Here is a 17,584-nt window from a genome sequence, read left to right as displayed (position 1 = left end):
TTTTTAAGTTTATTGTTTTATTTCTTGAGTTTAAGCAATCAATTGTTCTTTATATTCTGCTAATATCGCTTTAAATTCGTTTACTACATCAGCTAAGGGCTTTTCTGCCGCACCACCAGCTGCATTTCTATGCCCACCGCCATTAAAATATTTTTTACAGATTTCGTTGGCCGGAAAATCGCCTGTAGACCTCACCGATAATTTAACTTTATCCGGACGTTCGATAATTAATGCGGCTAAACGGATACCGTTAATCGATAATGCGTAATTTACCACACCCTCCGTATCACCGGTTGCGCTATGGTATTGTGCCAGTTCTTCTTTTGTAACTGAAATAATGGCGGTATTGTATTCTCTTATAACTTCTAACTTGTTTGACAGGCAATAACCTAAAAAGCGCAAACGGTTTTCGCTCGCGTTATCGTATACCAGTTGATGGATTTTCCAATGCTCTGCACCAAGATCTATCAGATCAGCTGCAATACGGTATACATCGGCTGTAGCTGACGGAAAACGGAAGGATCCAGAATCGGTCATGATACCGGTGTACAAACAGGCGGCAACATCTTTATTGATGCCAGCTTTATCTTCTAATTGGTTAACAATAAAATCGTAAACCAATTGCGCAGCAGCACAGGCGTTAATATCCCAGTGGCGGTAATCATCAAAATCCTCAGGTTCGAGGTGATGATCGATCATGATTTTTTTTGCTCCTGCTGCTCTAACCAGTTCGCCTAATTCATTAATCCGGCTTAGGGTATTAAAATCAAGACAAAATATCAGCGAAGCCTCATCCACTAAGCTGGCCGCCTTTTCCTGCTCTTCTGTAAAAATAATTACGTCGCCATTATTTGGCATCCAATGCAAAAAGGTAGGATAATCTGTTGGTGTAATTACCTTAACATGATGGCCTTTTTGAATTAAATATCCATACAACCCCAGAGATGAACCCATTGCATCGCCATCGGGTTTGTGATGCGTGGTGATCACAATTCGTTGTGGCGTAGCCAATAATGTTTTTAATTCAGTTAGTGTAAGCATATATTTTTTGCGCTGCAAAGCTAAGTAAATTTAGATTAGGATTAAAGGATTTTAAGCTTAGCCGGATCTTATATTAAAAACAGGCTTTATTTAATATTTAAAGCCCCGATATCACTATTTAGATGCCAATCATAATCTCAAGCAATGGTTGTTGATTATTCATCAATTAAAACGTATTTTTGCAAAAAATTTGATATTAAAAGCACAATGAGCACTAACAGAACTTTTACCATGATCAAGCCTGATGCAGTAGCAAACGGCCATATCGGATCGATCATTAACGACATTACAAATGCTGGTTTCAAAATCATCGCATTAAAATATACTAAACTTACAGACGAAACTGCCGGTCAGTTCTATGCTGTTCACGCTGAGCGTCCTTTTTACAAAGATTTAGTTAGCTTTATGTCTTCAGGACCTATTGTTGCTGCAATTTTAGAAAAAGACAACGCCATTGAAGATTTCAGAAAATTGATCGGTGCTACTAACCCAGCTGAAGCTGCAGAAGGTACAATCCGTCAGAAATACGCAAAATCAATCGATGCTAACGCGGTTCACGGTTCAGATTCTGATGAGAATGCAGAAATTGAAGGTAACTTTTTCTTCAAAGCAGACGAACGTTTCTAGTTCGCAACACAAGAAATTTACAATAAAACCCCGAACATTCGGGGTTTTATTGTTTTATCTATTTTGTATCTTTCGGCCTTAAAATATAATCCACCATCTTAAACCTGTTGGAATTAATTACACATAAAATAATCAATGAAGAGAATTTTTTTAGCGGTATGTCTATCTGGTATCGCTGCTGCATCTTATGCACAAAACAAAACAGCAGCAAAGAAACCTGTTGCCAAAAAACCAACTACAGCCATAAGTAAAACATCAACCTTTACAGCGTTAAAATCTACTTTAGATTCTACCAGTTACGCTTTTGGTACTTCTATCGGTGCAGGCCTAAAAACAACCGGTCTTTCTACCTTAAATTACGAAGTACTGTTAAAAGGACTAAAAGATGCTTTTACCGGAGGTAAGGTTGTTTTAACTCAGCAGCAGGCACAACAATGTATTAATGAGGCATTAGCCAAGGCATCATCAGTAAAAAACATAGCTGAAGAAGCAGCAAATAAAATTAAATATGCACCAATTATGAAAGAAGGACAAGATTTCTTAGAACAGAACAAAAAACGTGCGGGTGTACAAACAACTGCAAGTGGTTTACAATACGAAGTTTTAACTGCCGGTACTGGCATTAAACCACTGGCTACCGATTCGGTACTGGTACATTATAAAGGCACATTATTGAACGGAAAACAATTTGACAGCTCTTATGATAGAGGCGAACCGATCTCATTCCCTTTAAACCAGGTAATTAAAGGCTGGACAGAAGGTGTACAATTAATGCCTGCTGGTTCTAAATACAAATTTTTCATTCCATATGATTTAGCTTACGGAGCGCGTGGTGCCGGACAGGATATCCCTCCTTACAGCACTTTAATCTTCGAGGTTGAATTGTTAAAAGTAAACGGGAAATAAAAATTTATATTCGTGCAGTCGGATGTTACCATCTGACTGTTAATGGAATTAAATAACGATTTTTTAAAGATAAATGTGCAGCCAGATGTTACCATCTGGCTGTTTTTTTTTGAACTGACATTGATATAGTTCCTTCAAAAAGTATGTTGAATACCGTGTCAGATGGTAACATCTGACACCACAAAAAAGTAGTTTTGGCTATAGTAAAAGATGGTAACATCTAACGCCACGACCAGGACGACTCCAGGCAAATGAGTCATTTACCAAAACTTTCTTCAGTATTCAATGTTAGCTATTACAAATAATATGAATATGAAAAAAGCATTTCCTTTAGTACTGATCGCATTTTTATGCACTACCTTAAGCAGTTGTGAACTAGTAGAAGGTATATTTAAAGCCGGCGTTTGGGTGGGCGTAATAGTAGTTGTGGTAGTGGTTGCGCTGCTGATCTGGATTTTATCGAAGATATTTGGAGGAAGGAGTTAGTTTAGTCCTGAGTCTATAGTCCTTAGTCGGGAGTCTTAGTCCTCATTAAAATATTAAGGGTATAAGTGAAAATCTTATGCCCTTTTATTATGCCTATAAAAAAATCATATCGGTAATTACTTCAGTGCCGGCGTGTTCGTTCAGTTTCTGGATAATGCCCTGGCGTACCATAACCAATTCATTTTTGATAACCGAAGATTCGATGCGCAGAAATAGTTTTTTATCGTGGATGTAGATCTGTTTGGTCCTGTTGGCTATGGCGGTGCCCATAATCTCCGGCCAGATAGATAAGATCGAAGTTTCGTCGAATTTACGGCGCAAACGGTATACATCGAGCATTTTGCTGATGGCATCTTTTACTGTAACATCATTAGGTTTACGCATTTCGTATAGTTCCATTATCTACTTCGAACAAAGTTACATCAACTTTTATTTTTTCAAAAATTGATTTCACCCTTTCTCTTCCTGTATCTGTAATAAATATCTGCCCAAAATCATGATGGGAAACCATTTGCATTAGTTTTTGGACACGGTTATCATCCAGTTTATCAAAAATATCATCCAACAAAAGCAAAGGCTTAAATCCTTTATTCTTGGCGAGGTAAGCATATTGGGCAATCTTCAAAGCAATTAAGAAAGATTTTTGCTGACCTTGGGAGCCAAACTTTTTTAAAGGCATTCCACTGATTACAAAAGCCAGTTCATCTTTATGGATACCAGTTGTGGTACGCTCCAGCACACGGTCTTTCTCTACCGATTTCTTTAACAGTTCTTCGAAGGTAGCCTCATTCAATTGCGATTGATAATTCAGCGCTACAATTTCCCTGTTTTCGGTAAGGTAGGTATAATATTGGTTAAACAGTGGAATAAACTCATCCATAAAGGCTTTACGGATAGTGAATATTTTATTTCCGGCCATAATCAATTGCTCATCCAAAATTTCGAGCAGTGTAGGATCATACTTTCTGGTAATCGCAATTTGTTTTAACAGCGCATTCCGGTTTAACAGAATGCGGTTATAGGTAATCAGCTGATCCAGATAATGTGCGTCTGTTTGCGAAATAACATTATCAATAAATTTTCTCCGCTCCTCGCTGCCTTCCATAATCAGGTTTACATCATAGGGGGAAACCATCACTACCGGAAAAAGGCCAACATGATCAGCCAATTTCTCGTATTCTTTTTTATTGCGTTTGAACTGTTTTTTCTGGTTGCGTTTTACCCCACAGGAAATTTTTTCGTTTTTTTCGTTACGGTCAAAATCGCCCTGGATCATAAAGACCTCTTCGTTGGTTTTAATCTGCTGGCTATCGATGGGATTAAAGTAACTTTTACATAGGCAGAGATAGTGAATAGCATCGAGCATATTCGTTTTACCTGAGCCATTATTACCCGTAAAAACGTTTACCGTTTCCGAGAAATGGAGATCTGCATCGGTATAGTTCTTGAAATTTAGAAGGGTAATATTTTTTAACCACATAAATATGTCACAAATTTACCGTTTTTTAGCCTCTTAACACCCATTGTTTAAAATAAACGTTAATAACACTTAAAATAATTGTACTTTCATAGCAAGGAAAATTAGATGGTTGCACAAAAAATGTTAGAAGGGAATGTTCTATGGTCTTACGATCATGAACTCTCCAATGAGAAAAGCTCGGGCTGGATTAAAAAAATAGCAGGTTTATTTTCGTTTTTAAAGCCAATTCATAATCACGAAGGCAATATCCTATTGGCCTCGAATGGTCTTTTTATTACAGGAGATGAACAATTGGAACTCCCTTTATCACATATCGAAGAGGTTTACATGGGCTTCGACGATTTATTCCCGGCTTCGTCCGCAAAAAACTTCGGCGCATTCTGGCAGCCCATCAGAATTAGATCTACGGTGAGCCGCTCCGAAAGTCAAACGGTGTACCTGGTGATTAACCATACAGGTATTTTTAGCGACAACCAAACCTGGTTTAACACATTAATTAGCTTGTTACGCTAATTATCATGACGATTTTAGAATCTGCATGCCTAAATAACTAATGTTTAATCAAATACTTCAAAATAAAGATTGATACTTTGATTGAAAAATGTATTTTTGCAATCTTAAATTTTTTAAACAAACATGTCTACAACAGATAACCAGACAATTCAACCAACTAAAAAAGGTTCATTTTTACAAGAGAATAATAAGAGCTTACTGTTTATTGCGGGGGCTGTAGTTTTATTAGTTTTAATATATCTTTGGTATCAAGGCGTGTATTTAAAAGGTCGTGCGGAAGAAGCCGCCAGCAAAATGTACAAAGCGGAGCAATTTGTTGGTGTAGATTCACTATCAAACAAAGCTGTTAAAGGCGAAGGTGGTTACCCGGGCTTAGAGCAGATTGCCAAGGAATACGACAACACAAAATCGGCAAATTTAGCTAATCTTTATTTAGGCGGTATCTACTTACGTAAAGGTGAATACAAACAAGCAATAGAGGCATTAAGTAAATATAGCGCTACTGGTAGCCCGGTTGCAGATCCATTGGCTTTAGGCTTATTAGGTGACGCTTACAGCGAATTGAAAGACTTTAAACAAGCAGCTACTTACTATAAAAAAGCGGCTGATAAAGCAAGTAAATTTACTTCACCAATGTTTTTAAAGAAATTAGGATTGGTTAACGAAAGCCAAAATGATTTTAAAGGTGCTGTTGAAGCTTATACTAAGGTAAAAACACAATACCCTGAAAGTGCAGAAGCGCAATTAATTGATGCTTACATTGCAAGAGCTCAAGAAAAAGTTAAATAATCATTAACTAAACATATTTATGAAAAGATCATCGAAAGATGGTCTTTTTTTGTTTAGTAACTTTTCGTCATCTCGGCTGAAGCGCAGCGCAACGGAGAGATTTATGAAAAGCAGTCGCTAGATTCCTCCACTACGGCCGTAGGACGACCAATCTAATACTGTGGCTCACCAAATCGCATAAAAGACTTGTTGATTTTCTTTTTTTTGGAAATCAGTGCAGAGGCTTTAGGTTGGTACAGCCCCGCTCTCCGTTCCTTCCGATGTTGATTTAGTTTTAAAACCAATTTATCGATAAAGCATCGGAACCACTGCGATCGGGTTTAGGTGGCGCAGCCAGCAATACTATTTGGGCTTGCACGGTGCAGAAAAAGGAAATTGCCTTTATTGACCTGTTTCATATCAGATGGTCTGTGGGGACACAGACCATGGCTCGAAAAGAAACTCTATAAAACTATGCAATTCGATCTTTAATAGTGGCAAAGACACTACGCTTTAAACCTGATTGAAATGGAAAGCCCGGAACCCGATCCTTTATCGGGTGAGGACTTGCAATGAAAAGCAGGACGAACATTAAAAAGAACTTCTGCAATCGCTTTCCAATAGTCAAATTCCATTAGTATCATTGAAGTTGTAACGGAACCTTGCCATTTATTACCACATAAGGCAATGAGGAACATATAAGGTTAAATTTGTTTATCTCTCCAGGGAATTCCTTCGTCATAAAAGATCCTTCGCTGCACTCAGGATGACAGCACGAACAGATAACCAATTAAACATCTACTTATTAAAAGCCGTCATGGTGTGGGCAGGCCCAACGGTTACATAACTTTTAATCAGCTCTACGCTTTTATCAATCAATGCAGGGAGTTCTAATTGCTCATTCTTATCAAACAAACCCAAAACAAAATCAACTTGCCTACCTTTGGGGTAATCGTTACCAATACCGAAACGGAGGCGCGCGTAGTTTTGTCCGCCACAAACCTCTTCAATGCTTTTTAAGCCATTATGGCCAGCGCTAGAGCCCTGTAGCTTTAACCTCAGCTTACCGAGAGGCAATGCAAGATCGTCAACAATTACCAGCACATTTTCTGGTGCTATTTTTAACTCCTTCATCCAATAGTTTACGGCTTTACCACTTAGGTTCATAAAGGTAGTTGGTTTAATTACATAGAGTTTACGCCCTTTAAAGCTTACCTCCGAATAATAAGCCAAACGGATATTCTCGAAACTTCCATCTAAATTTTTAACCAGTTCATCGGCAATATCAAAGCCAATGTTATGTCTGGTATGTGCATAATCTGGTCCGATATTTCCTAAGCCAACTATAAGATATTTCATGGCGCAAAGATAAATAAAAAGGTTGAGGGCGGGAAGGCAGCGGGTTGAAGGTGAAGATGAAAAAGTCCGAAGTCGGGAGTCTATACCACAAATTTAACTCATTCATTCCTAGACAGGTTGTAGCGGATAGCGCGAGGCGTTTAGTGGATTAACTTTGATGTAAATAAAAAAAGCGTTCCGAATTAAATCGAAACGCTTCATCTTGAAATCAAGAGATTCTAAGAATCCTGATTATTTTTTACCTTTAGCAGCTTCAGTTTCTGCTTGTTTTAATGCTCTAGACATTGCAACAGAAACGATAGTATCTTCAGGAGTGTTAGTGATTACGTATTTATCACCTTTAAGGTCACGAACACGGAATAAACTACCTACTTCTAATTTCTCTAAGCTTACTTCTACGTTTTGTGGCATATTAGCTGGTAATGCTTTAACACGTAGTTTACGTAATTTCTGGATTAATTTACCCCCCATTTTAACACCTGGAGAAGTTCCTGTTAATTTAACCGGGATCTCCATAACGATTTCTTTCTCGTCGAATAACTGAAGAAAATCGATGTGCATTAATACGTCGGTAAGTGGGTGGAACTGAGTGTCTTTTACGATAGCTTTAGTTTTAGTACCGTTAACATCAATTTCCACAAAGTTTACATCCGGGGTATAAATAACATCTCTTAAGTCAGCAATAACTACAGCGAAGTGTTGTTGCTCTTTTCCACCATACAATACCGCCGGAACTTTACCTTCGTAACGAAGTTCCTTGGCATCGCGTTTCCCTACGTTCTCTCTTGGAGAACCGCTAATTGCGATTGTTTTCATTTTATTTTTATTTAATTATTAGTATCAAGTATTAAGTATCGAGTATCAAGACCTTAAGCCTTTAGCTCTCTACCTTCAACCTTATTTATTAGTAGCAAGTATTAAGTATCGAGTATTAAGACCTTAAGCCTTTAACCCTCTACCTTCAACCTTAATTTATTAGTAGTCAGTATTAAGTATCGAGTATCAAGACCTTAAGCCTTAAGCCTTCAACCCTCTACCTTCAACCTTATTTATTAGTAGCAAGTATTAAGTATCGAGTATCAAGACCTTAAGCCTTTAACCCTCTACCTTCAACCTTATTTATACTCTAAACAGATCACTAATTGAGCCGTGCTCGTTTACATTGGCAATTGCCCTTGCAAATAAACTGGCTGTGCTTAGCACCCTAATTTTCGGACTTTCCTGTTTTAATGGGATGGTGTCCGTAACGATTAACTCAGTTAATACCGAATTTTCTACCGTTTCTATTGCTTTGCCTGATAATACAGCGTGTGTACAAACCGCTCTAACACTTGCGGCACCGTTTTCCATAATCAAAGCCGCAGCTTTTGATAGGGTTCCGGCAGTATCGCAAATATCATCGATCAATACCACATCCTGTCCGGTCACATCACCAATAATCGACATCGATTCGATTTCGTTGGCACGTTTACGGCGTTTATCGCAAATAATTACTTCAGCATTAAAAAACTTGGCAAAAGTACGTGCCCTGTACGAACCGCCCATATCTGGCGATGCGATAGTTAAGTTTTTTAAGCCTAAGCTTTTGATATAAGGTACAAAGATTACCGATCCATCTAAGTGATCAACCGGAATATCGAAGAAACCCTGTATCTGTGCAGCATGCAAATCCATCGTCATGATGCGGTGGATACCTGCTGATTTTAATAAGTTAGCCACCAATTTGGCACCGATTGCTACACGTGGTTTATCTTTTCTATCCTGACGGGCCAGACCATAATAAGGAACAACTGCTGTAATATAATGTGCCGATGCTCTTTTAGCAGCATCAACCATTAACAAAAGCTCCATTAAATTATCGCTGGGCTGATAAGTAGATTGGATTAGAAAAACATCACTACCACGGATTGACTCATCAAAAGAAGGTTGGAACTCCCCATCACTGAATTTGTGAATGGTTACGCTACCAAGTGGCTTGCCGTAATGTTCGGCAATCTTAAGTGATAATCCCTTAGAACCTGTTCCGGAAAAAAGCTTTACCGGGTTAAACTGCAATGGCATGGGTTCGTGTAGTTTACGGTTAAAAAAAATCGGATCATGTCTATTTAAAACATGATCCGACATTAAATTTTAGTTGTCCGACCTGGATTCGAACCAAGACAAACGGTACCAAAAACCGTTGTACTACCCTTATACTATCGGACAAAAACTTATCAAGGATATTCTCCTCGAAAGGGAATGCAAATGTAGGAACCTTATTTTAAATATGCAAGAGTGATTTTAAAATATTTTTAATTTCTTTCCCGCTATTCCTGTTTGCGATGCAAAGATAAAAAAATCATCATATAGCGTGCAACATTTTCTTTTTTTATGCGACTTTTTTTACTACGAACCACTTAAATCATTTATTATCAAAGACTAAAATTAAACTATGAATTACTCAAGGATCAACACTATTGGAGGCTGGCTCTGTTTTATCGTTGCCGCGCTCACCTATATCTTAACTTTAGATCAATCTGTAAGTTTCTGGGATTGTGGCGAATTTATTTCTTCGGCTTTCCGGATCGAGGTCGTTCACCAACCGGGCGCTCCAATAGTTTCCATGATCCAAAGGTTATTTTCGGTACTCGCTTTTGGCGATAAAACCAAAGTAGCTTATTTTATGAATGTGGCTTCGGCTCTGGCAAGTGCAGGTACCATCCTCTTTTTGTTTTGGACCATTACTGCACTGGCCAGGAAAACGGTAATTAAAAAAGGCGAGGAAATCTCCAACCAAAAAATTATTGGGATTATGGGGGCAGGCTTTGTTGGGGCTTTGGCTTATGCCTTTTCTGATAGCTTTTGGTTTTCGGCTGTAGAGGCAGAGGTTTATGCCATGTCGTCGCTTTGTAGTGCTATTGTATTTTGGGGTATATTAAAATGGGAATCGCAGGCTAATGAACCAAAATCAGACCGATGGTTACTTTTTGTGGCTTACATTATGGGTATTTCTATCGGTGTACACATCTTAAACCTGCTTACCATCCCTGCCTTAATATTCGTTTATTATTTTAAAAAGAACCCATCACCCAATTGGCAAAGCGTGTTAAAAGTATTTCTTATTTCAATCGCTGTATTGGCAGTGGTACAGTTTGGCATTATCCAGTACGTGGTATCTTTTGCTGCAAATTTCGATTACTTTTTTGTGAATACAATGGGCCTGGGTTTTGGAACGGGCGTATTATTTTTTGCCGTTTTAGTGATTGGGGGCCTGGTTTACGGCATCCGCTATTCCATCCTCAAAAACAAAAGGGTATTAAACCTGGCCATGCTATTTACGGTTTTATTGCTATTTGGATACAGTTCTTTCGCCTTACTCATTATCAGGGCACAGGCCAAACCAAATTTAAACAATACCGATCCGGAGAATGCTTTTAATTTTCTGAGTTATGTAAACCGTTCGCAATACGGAGACAGGCCTTTGTTATATGGCGAAAATTATAATTCGGAAAAGATCGACATTAAAGAAAGCGGAAAACTTTACAGAAAAGGAGAAACAAAATATGAATCAGCAGGAACAAAGTCTGATTATGTTTTTGGTGATAAAACTTTAGCTCCACGCATGTACAGTGATAAACCCGAGCACATTAGGTTTTACAAAAGTTACATGGGTTTTGATGATGAGCATAAACCTACCTTGATGGATAACCTAAAATACATGTTCTCTTTCCAGACCGGACAAATGTACATGCGCTATTTTATGTGGAATTTTGTGGGGAGGCAGGACAATGAAGACGGGCAGTTTGGCGGAAAAGATGGCAATTGGCTCAGTGGCGTGAAACCTTTGGATGCGATCAGGCTTGGCAATCAGAAAAATCTTCCACCATCGATTGTAGAAAATAAAGCATACAATAGATTTTTCTTTTTGCCGCTGATTATCGGTTTAATTGGTGCAATCTGGCATTTTAAACGTAACCAAAAAGACGCAGGCGTTATCGGTTTATTATTTGTTTTTACTGGCATTGCCATAGTAGTTTATCTGAACTCTGTCCCCATCGAGCCGCGTGAAAGGGATTATGCCTATGTGGGTTCTTTTTACGCTTTTGCGATCTGGATAGGTTTAGGCGTATTTGGTTTAAAGGATTTTATTTTCCAAAAATTAAGGCCTACTCGGGCCAGTATTTTTGCTTCGATTATTGCCTTATTCGGTGCGCCGATTATTATGGCCAATCAGGGATGGGACGATCACGACCGTTCTGATAGCCATGTAGCCAGAGATATGTCTGTCAATTACCTAAAATCGTGTGCTCCCAATGCCATTTTGTTTACTTATGGCGATAATGACACCTATCCCGTTTGGTACGCGCAGGAAGTAGAAAACATCCGTCCGGATGTGCGTGTGGTAAACCTGAGTTTATTCACCGCCGATTGGTACATAGACGGAATGAAAAGAAAGCAAAATCAATCCGCGCCGCTTCCTTTAACGATTAAGCGCAATCAATATGTTGCGGGTACACGCGATATTATGTATTATCAGGATTATAAAATCGCCCAGCATATTGAGTTACAGGAAATTTTAGACGTGCTTCTATCCGATCATGACGAAGATAAAGTAACCATGACAGATGGTTCTAAATACAATGTGCTACCAACCAAAAACCTTAAACTGGCAGTAAGTCCGCAACAGGTTTTGGATACCGGAACCGTACCCAAAGAAGATGCAGGTAAAATTGCAAGCAGTATGGAGTGGACTTTTAATCAAAATTATATTACGAAAGGAACATTGGCCTTGTTTGATATTTTAGCACACAATAATTGGGAACGGCCGATTTATTTTACTGGGGCAATGCCAGATGAGCAATACGTTGGGCTTAACAAATACCTCTATTTGGAAGGGCTAAACAAAAGGTTACTGCCGTTAAAACCCGATACCGCAATTACACAAGATTATGACCGCGTAAACCTAAAACCGATGTATAATAATCTGATGAATGTGTATGGCTTTGGCAACATCAAAAATGCCAACCATTTAGATAGGCAGTCTGCTGATGATGTAACCATGTTCTCGAATATGTTTAACGGTTTATTAACTGGCTTGATAAACGAAGGTAAAGTTACCGAAAGCAAAAAAGTGGCTAATAAATATTTTGAGGTAATTCCAGCTAAATTTTACAGTATGCGCCAGGTAATGAGCACTTATTATTTCACCGAAAGCCTGTATCGTTTAAATGATTTAAACCGTGCAAATGCCATGATCAAAAAAACGGCCGATTACGTAGGCAAAGAACTCACCCACCTGGCTGATGTTTCGGAAAGCAAAAACCAGCTATCATCAGAGCAGGATGTGCGTTTCTACCTTGGCTATTTAGGACAAATGGTAAAATTAACCGAGGTTTTTAAACAGACTGGCCTGAGCAAAAGCCTCGAAAAACAATACAACGATCTGATTTTAAGATTTACCCCATTTGCGGCGGGTTAAGCAAAAAACATTCTAAATCTTAACCCATAGGCAGATTTCACCTTTCTGCTTATGGGTTTTTGCTTGTTCAATAAATTAAAATCCTTTATGTTAAAGGTCTTAAGCCGTTAAAAATTGTTAAATCAATCCAAAAATTTACCTGTTTTATCGACTAGAATAGTTAATTTCGGCAGCATTTTTATGTGAAAACAATTTTTAATATCATTAAATAAACCAATGAATTATTCAAAAGTTAATAATATAGTAGGCTGGATCTGCTTTTTAATTGCTACACTAACTTACGTTTTAACCTTAGAGCCTTCTGCCAGTTTTTGGGATTGCGGTGAATTTATCGCATCGGCATTTAGAATGCAGGTTGTTCACCAGCCTGGTGCACCTTTGTTCTTAATGATCCAACGTTTCTTCTCCATTTTTGCAGCAGGAGATTTAACCAAAATCGCTTACTGGATGAATGTTGGCTCGGCTGTATCAAGCGGGGCAACTATCTTATTTTTATTTTGGACCATCACCGCATTGGCTAAAAAAACAGTATTAAAAGCTGGTGAAGAGCTAACAACCGGTAAATTGATCAGCATTATGGGTGCAGGTGCCGTTGGTGCTTTGGCTTATACTTTTTCTGATAGTTTTTGGTTTTCGGCAGTAGAATCAGAAGTTTATGCACAATCATCGTTATTTACCGCGATTGTATTCTGGGCTATCCTTAAATGGGAAGCACATGCCGATGAGCCACGTGCCGATCGTTGGTTATTGTTTATTGCCTATATTATGGGTTTATCAATCGGTATCCACTTGTTAAACCTGTTAACCATCCCAGCACTTGCTTTTATTTATTATTTCAAAAGAACGGATAAAGCAACAACATCGGGAATTATTAAAACCCTTATTGTTGGTATTTTAATCTTAGCGGTAATCCAATATGGTATTATCCAATACCTGGTTTCGTTTGGTGCTTATTTCGATTTATTCTTTGTTAACACATTAGGTCTGGGTTTTGGAACAGGTGTTTTATTCTTCGCTATTTTATTAATCGGCGCCCTGGTTTGGGGAATCCGTTATTCTATCCAACACCAAAAGAAATTATTAAACTTAGGTTTAATCTCTACCGTATTAATCATCTTCGGTTATGCATCATTCTCCATGATTATCATCAGGGCAAAGGCAGATCCGAATTTAAATAACAGCGCTCCGAAAGATGCTTTCTCTTTCTTAAGTTACCTAAACCGTGAGCAGTATGGCGATAGGCCATTGGGTTATGGCCCTAACTATAACTCTGAAAGAGTTGGTGTAACCGAAGGAAAAACCATTTGGAGAAAAGGAAAAGAAAAGTATGAAGTAGCGGGTAAAAAAACCGATTACGAATACAACAACAACACTTTACTGCCACGTATGTATAGCGATGATCCTAAACATGCGGCTTTTTACAAAGAATGGATGCGCTTAGACGACTCTAAAAACCCTAATCTGGTAGATAACGTTGGTTTCTTGTTTAGCTATCAGATTGGCTATATGTACATGCGTTATTTCATGTGGAATTTTGCAGGCCGCCAGAATGACGAGCAAGGGCAGGGTAGCGGACATGAAGGTACCTGGATTAGTGGTATTAAACCAATTGACGCCATGTTAAGAGGCAATCAAAGCAATCTGCCACCATCAACCGTTGATAATAAGGCATATAACCGTTTCTTCTTTTTACCGTTAATTTTAGGTGTTATTGGCGCACTTTGGCACTTTAAACGTAACCAAAAGGATGCGGGAGTGGTAGCATTACTATTCTTTTTTACCGGTATTGCCATTGTATTATACTTAAATCAAAAACCATTAGAGCCCCGCGAAAGGGATTATGCTTACGTAGGATCTTTCTATGCCTTTGCGATATGGATTGGGCTCGGGGCGCTCGCCATTAAAGAGTGGTTGTTTAAAAAACTAACGCCAACTGCCGGTGCTATTGGTGCAACAGTGATCGGTTTATTGGCTGCACCGGTAATTATGGCTGAGCAAGGATGGGATGACCATGACCGTTCTACGAAACTGGTTCCTCATGATATAGCCCTGGATTATCTACAATCCTGTGCACCAAATGCGATCTTATTTACTTATGGCGATAATGATACCTACCCACTTTGGTATATCCAGGAGGTAGAAAATGTTCGCCCTGATGTGCGTATTGTAAACTTAAGTTTATTCGATACAGATTGGTACATTAATGGTTTAAGACAAAAACAAAACGAATCGGCTCCATTACCAATTTCCATGAAACCTGAGCAATATGTACAGGGAGAAAGAGATGTAATGCCATACGATGATTACAAAATTGCAGGTAGTGTTGAGCTTAAAAACGTAGTTGATTTATTGCTATCAAACGATGAGAGCGATAAAGTACCTATGCAGGATGGATCAAAATCTAACTTCCTGCCAACAAAAAACCTTAAAATTACGGTAGATCCGCAGCAAGTGATCAGTACAGGAACAGTGCCTGCTGCTGATGCTGCAAAAATCACCACCACAATGGATTGGAAATTTAACAAAGGTTATGTGACTAAGGGAACTTTGGCCATGTTCGATATCCTGGCACATAACAACTGGAAACGCCCGATTTATTTCGCTTCTACAGTGCCTTCTGAACAATACAATGGCTTAGATAAGTATTTATACAGCGAAGGTTTAGCGATGCGTTTATTACCGCTTAAAGCTGATACGACAGCATCTGAGGATAGACCAGAGCAATTAAATACGCCTGTATTGTACAATAATGTGATGACTAAATTTAAGTGGGGTAATATGAAAACCGCTAAATATTTAGATCCACAGTCATCAGACGATACTTTCATTTTCACCAATCTCTTCAGTAGCTTAACCAGCAGCTTAATTAAAGAAGGTAAAACTGCTGAGGCCAAAAAAGTAGTAGATAAATATTTTGCAGTAATGCCTGATAAATTCTTCGGCATCCGTACGGTTGTTGTGAAATTCTACATGGCTGAAAACTTATACAAACTTGGAGAAACTGCCAGAGCTAATGATATTTTAGACAAATCAGGCGATTACATCAATAAAGAATTAAACTACCTTGCCGATATATCTCAATCAAAAGGTTTAACCGGATCGCAGAACATTCAAACAGGATTATACTACCTAGACAGAATGATTAAAACGAGTAAAGCTGCCGGTCAGGATAAATTGAGCGATAAGCTACAGAAAACATTCAACAGTTTAGAAGGGCGTTTATCGATGTTTTTCCCACAACAGGGACCACAACAGTAAACGGATCTAAAAATAGCTTACAAAGCAGCTGCATTAATTTGTAGCTGCTTTTTTTGTTGACCAACAATAAATCGTCATTTCGAGCGAAGTGCAACGCAGTCGAGAAATCTATCAAGATAGATCTCTCCATTCGCTACGCTTCAGTCGAGATGACGAGAAGTCTAGGGACGATCCGTAATAAACCTTCGGATTTATTCACAAAAAAATCCCGTTTAGCATGGCCAAACAGGATTCAAATTTATTTTAGTTAATGATTATTCGTTTACAACACCCATCGCACAGAATTTTTCAATTCTTTGTTCGATCAGTTTATCAGTTTTTAGTTTACCTAAAGCGGCTAAATCTTTAACGATGTAATCTTTTAAAGTTCGGCCCATTAACTCCGGATCCTGATGTGCACCTCCAAGTGGCTCTGGAATAATGCCATCGATTAGTTTGTTGCCAAACATATCATCAGAAGTCAATTTTAAGCATTCAGCAGCTTTCTCTTTAAAATCCCAGCTTCTCCATAAAATAGATGAGCAGGATTCAGGAGAGATTACCGAGTACCAGGTATGCTCTAACATGTAAACTTTATCGCCAATACCAATACCCAAAGCACCTCCAGAGGCCCCTTCGCCGACTACAATACAGATAATTGGCACGCGGAGAATAGACATTTCCAATAAGTTTCTCGCAATAGCCTCACCTTGTCCACGTTCTTCTGCCTCTAAACCAGGGTAAGCACCCATAGTATCGATAAAAGAAACAACCGGTTTATTAAATTTCTCAGCCAAACGCATTAAACGCAAGGCTTTACGGTAACCTTCAGGGTTGGCCATACCGAAATTACGGAACTGACGCTCTTTGGTATTTTTACCTTTCTGGTGACCGATAACCATTACCGTTTGACCATTTATAGAAGCAAAACCTCCAATAATCGCTTTATCATCTTTAACGGTTCTATCGCCATGCATTTCAATAAAATCATCGCAGATCATATTGATGTAATCGAGTGTTTGCGGGCGATCGGGATGACGGCTCATCTGAACCTTGTTCCAACCTGTTAAATTCTTATATAAGTTATTGGTAGTTTCATCTAATTTACCATCAAGCTCGTCTAAAGTGGCAGACATATCTACCTTAGTTTTTTCGGCAACTTGCTTAACCTTTTCTATCTGCTGAACTAAATCGGCAATAGGTTTTTCAAAATCGAATGATGTTTTTATTTGCTGCATAATTGAACCACAAAAATAAGTAATTATTTTTAGTTTGCAGTGAACAGTTTTTTGTTTGCTTTTTTGAGGGGATAAATTGTTTCCAAAAGTTGGCAAATCAGGAGCTATGTGCAAAGAATTTGTAGTCTATAGAATCTAAAATTATGATTTGGAAAGCAATTGCATTGGCACTTTGGTTAAAACAGTCCTGCTCTCCCTCCTGCCACGAAGGGTGCCATCCGTACGATCAGGTTTATATTATTATGGCTTCTGCAGCTATGCCGGGTTTCCATGCCACCGCCCCCTAACCTACCTAGCCCTGATTGTAATGGAAAGCACGCAAGCGAGGTATCCCGATTCATCGGGACGGACTTGCAATGCAAAGCAGGACTAACGTTAATTATTGTACTGCAACTGCGCTCCAAATTTTTACAAGCATTTATACCATTTGCTAGAATTCTGTTGGTACTGGAAAAATAATATCATTTGGGA

Annotated in this window: 14 protein-coding genes; 7 read left to right on the top strand and 7 right to left on the bottom strand. The window is 38.6% G+C overall.

What is annotated here, in order from left to right; all coding sequences use genetic code 11:
* Positions 1-30 precede the first annotated feature (30 nt).
* Entirely contained in the window at positions 31-1,041 is a 1,011-nt protein-coding gene (locus AC1RJ8_RS04785; RefSeq protein WP_492952757.1) for a DHH family phosphoesterase, read from the bottom strand.
* A gap of 207 nt (positions 1,042-1,248) precedes the next feature.
* Between AC1RJ8_RS04785 and AC1RJ8_RS04780 the strand changes: the two genes are divergently transcribed.
* The 3 genes from AC1RJ8_RS04780 to AC1RJ8_RS04770 all read left to right on the top strand — a co-directional run bounded on the left by AC1RJ8_RS04780 (position 1,249) and on the right by AC1RJ8_RS04770 (position 3,060).
* Positions 1,249-1,668 (top strand): nucleoside-diphosphate kinase, encoded by a 420-nt coding sequence (locus AC1RJ8_RS04780; protein ID WP_025144153.1) that lies wholly within the window; start codon positions 1,249-1,251, stop codon positions 1,666-1,668.
* Positions 1,669-1,803: 135 nt separating this feature from the next.
* Complete coding sequence (gene bamJ, locus AC1RJ8_RS04775) at positions 1,804-2,574, top strand: BamJ family beta-barrel-assembly machinery protein (protein ID WP_492952756.1); 771 nt, start codon at positions 1,804-1,806, stop codon at positions 2,572-2,574.
* A gap of 312 nt (positions 2,575-2,886) precedes the next feature.
* Entirely contained in the window at positions 2,887-3,060 is a 174-nt protein-coding gene (locus AC1RJ8_RS04770; RefSeq protein ID WP_205945168.1) for a hypothetical protein, read from the top strand.
* A gap of 93 nt (positions 3,061-3,153) precedes the next feature.
* Here AC1RJ8_RS04770 and AC1RJ8_RS04765 read toward each other — a convergent pair whose 3' ends face one another.
* The gene (locus AC1RJ8_RS04765; RefSeq protein ID WP_108197628.1) at positions 3,154-3,444 is read right to left on the bottom strand and encodes a DciA family protein; all 291 of its coding nucleotides are present in this window, start codon (positions 3,442-3,444) and stop codon (positions 3,154-3,156) included.
* Positions 3,437-4,540, bottom strand: a complete 1,104-nt coding sequence (gene recF, locus AC1RJ8_RS04760) for a DNA replication/repair protein RecF (RefSeq protein WP_492952755.1) — start codon at positions 4,538-4,540, stop codon at positions 3,437-3,439. Before recF ends, AC1RJ8_RS04765 begins: the two co-directional genes overlap by 8 nt.
* Before the next feature lie 105 nt (positions 4,541-4,645).
* Between recF and AC1RJ8_RS04755 the strand changes: the two genes are divergently transcribed.
* On the top strand, positions 4,646-5,053 hold the full coding sequence (locus tag AC1RJ8_RS04755) for a hypothetical protein (protein WP_492952754.1): 408 nt from the start codon (positions 4,646-4,648) through the stop codon (positions 5,051-5,053).
* Positions 5,054-5,176: 123 nt separating this feature from the next.
* Positions 5,177-5,842, top strand: coding sequence for a tetratricopeptide repeat protein (locus AC1RJ8_RS04750; protein ID WP_492952753.1), 666 nt, complete (start codon positions 5,177-5,179; stop codon positions 5,840-5,842).
* Positions 5,843-6,619: 777 nt separating this feature from the next.
* Here AC1RJ8_RS04750 and pth read toward each other — a convergent pair.
* From pth to AC1RJ8_RS04735, 3 genes are all read right to left on the bottom strand, one after another.
* Positions 6,620-7,180, bottom strand: coding sequence for an aminoacyl-tRNA hydrolase (pth, locus tag AC1RJ8_RS04745; protein ID WP_492952752.1), 561 nt, complete (start codon positions 7,178-7,180; stop codon positions 6,620-6,622).
* 231 nt (positions 7,181-7,411) lie between these two features.
* Positions 7,412-7,996, bottom strand: coding sequence for a 50S ribosomal protein L25/general stress protein Ctc (locus tag AC1RJ8_RS04740; RefSeq protein WP_057931231.1), 585 nt, complete (start codon positions 7,994-7,996; stop codon positions 7,412-7,414).
* 303 nt (positions 7,997-8,299) lie between these two features.
* Entirely contained in the window at positions 8,300-9,241 is a 942-nt protein-coding gene (locus AC1RJ8_RS04735; RefSeq protein WP_029278327.1) for a ribose-phosphate pyrophosphokinase, read from the bottom strand.
* 370 nt (positions 9,242-9,611) lie between these two features.
* On the opposite strand from AC1RJ8_RS04735, the gene AC1RJ8_RS04730 reads away from it, so the two are divergent.
* A complete protein-coding gene (locus AC1RJ8_RS04730) occupies positions 9,612-12,638 on the top strand; it encodes a protein O-mannosyl-transferase family (protein ID WP_492952751.1) in 3,027 nt (1,008 codons plus the stop codon).
* Between the two features lie 216 nt (positions 12,639-12,854).
* Complete coding sequence (locus AC1RJ8_RS04725; RefSeq protein ID WP_492952750.1) at positions 12,855-15,896, top strand: glycosyltransferase family 117 protein; 3,042 nt, start codon at positions 12,855-12,857, stop codon at positions 15,894-15,896.
* Between the two features lie 254 nt (positions 15,897-16,150).
* On the opposite strand, the gene AC1RJ8_RS04720 is transcribed toward AC1RJ8_RS04725, so the two are convergent.
* Positions 16,151-17,113 (bottom strand): acetyl-CoA carboxylase carboxyltransferase subunit alpha, encoded by a 963-nt coding sequence (locus tag AC1RJ8_RS04720; RefSeq protein ID WP_492952749.1) that lies wholly within the window; start codon positions 17,111-17,113, stop codon positions 16,151-16,153.
* Positions 17,114-17,584: the final 471 nt, after the last annotated feature.

The organism is Pedobacter sp. GW822-FHT03F06 (assembly GCF_058801365.1).
This window is presented reverse-complemented; position numbering and strand designations above follow the sequence as displayed.

Bases quoted from the DNA above. Each gene is read 5' to 3' on its own strand.
- AC1RJ8_RS04785 (WP_492952757.1), bottom strand. From the start codon at position 1,041: ATGCTTACACTAACTGAATTAAAAACATTATTGGCTACGCCACAACGA.
- AC1RJ8_RS04780 (WP_025144153.1), top strand. From the start codon at position 1,249: ATGAGCACTAACAGAACTTTTACCATGATCAAGCCTGATGCAGTAGCA.
- bamJ (WP_492952756.1), top strand. From the start codon at position 1,804: ATGAAGAGAATTTTTTTAGCGGTATGTCTATCTGGTATCGCTGCTGCA.
- AC1RJ8_RS04770 (WP_205945168.1), top strand. From the start codon at position 2,887: ATGAAAAAAGCATTTCCTTTAGTACTGATCGCATTTTTATGCACTACC.
- AC1RJ8_RS04765 (WP_108197628.1), bottom strand. From the start codon at position 3,444: ATGCGTAAACCTAATGATGTTACAGTAAAAGATGCCATCAGCAAAATG.
- recF (WP_492952755.1), bottom strand. From the start codon at position 4,540: ATGTGGTTAAAAAATATTACCCTTCTAAATTTCAAGAACTATACCGAT.
- AC1RJ8_RS04755 (WP_492952754.1), top strand. From the start codon at position 4,646: ATGGTTGCACAAAAAATGTTAGAAGGGAATGTTCTATGGTCTTACGAT.
- AC1RJ8_RS04750 (WP_492952753.1), top strand. From the start codon at position 5,177: ATGTCTACAACAGATAACCAGACAATTCAACCAACTAAAAAAGGTTCA.
- pth (WP_492952752.1), bottom strand. From the start codon at position 7,180: ATGAAATATCTTATAGTTGGCTTAGGAAATATCGGACCAGATTATGCA.
- AC1RJ8_RS04740 (WP_057931231.1), bottom strand. From the start codon at position 7,996: ATGAAAACAATCGCAATTAGCGGTTCTCCAAGAGAGAACGTAGGGAAA.
- AC1RJ8_RS04735 (WP_029278327.1), bottom strand. From the start codon at position 9,241: ATGCCATTGCAGTTTAACCCGGTAAAGCTTTTTTCCGGAACAGGTTCT.
- AC1RJ8_RS04730 (WP_492952751.1), top strand. From the start codon at position 9,612: ATGAATTACTCAAGGATCAACACTATTGGAGGCTGGCTCTGTTTTATC.
- AC1RJ8_RS04725 (WP_492952750.1), top strand. From the start codon at position 12,855: ATGAATTATTCAAAAGTTAATAATATAGTAGGCTGGATCTGCTTTTTA.
- AC1RJ8_RS04720 (WP_492952749.1), bottom strand. From the start codon at position 17,113: ATGCAGCAAATAAAAACATCATTCGATTTTGAAAAACCTATTGCCGAT.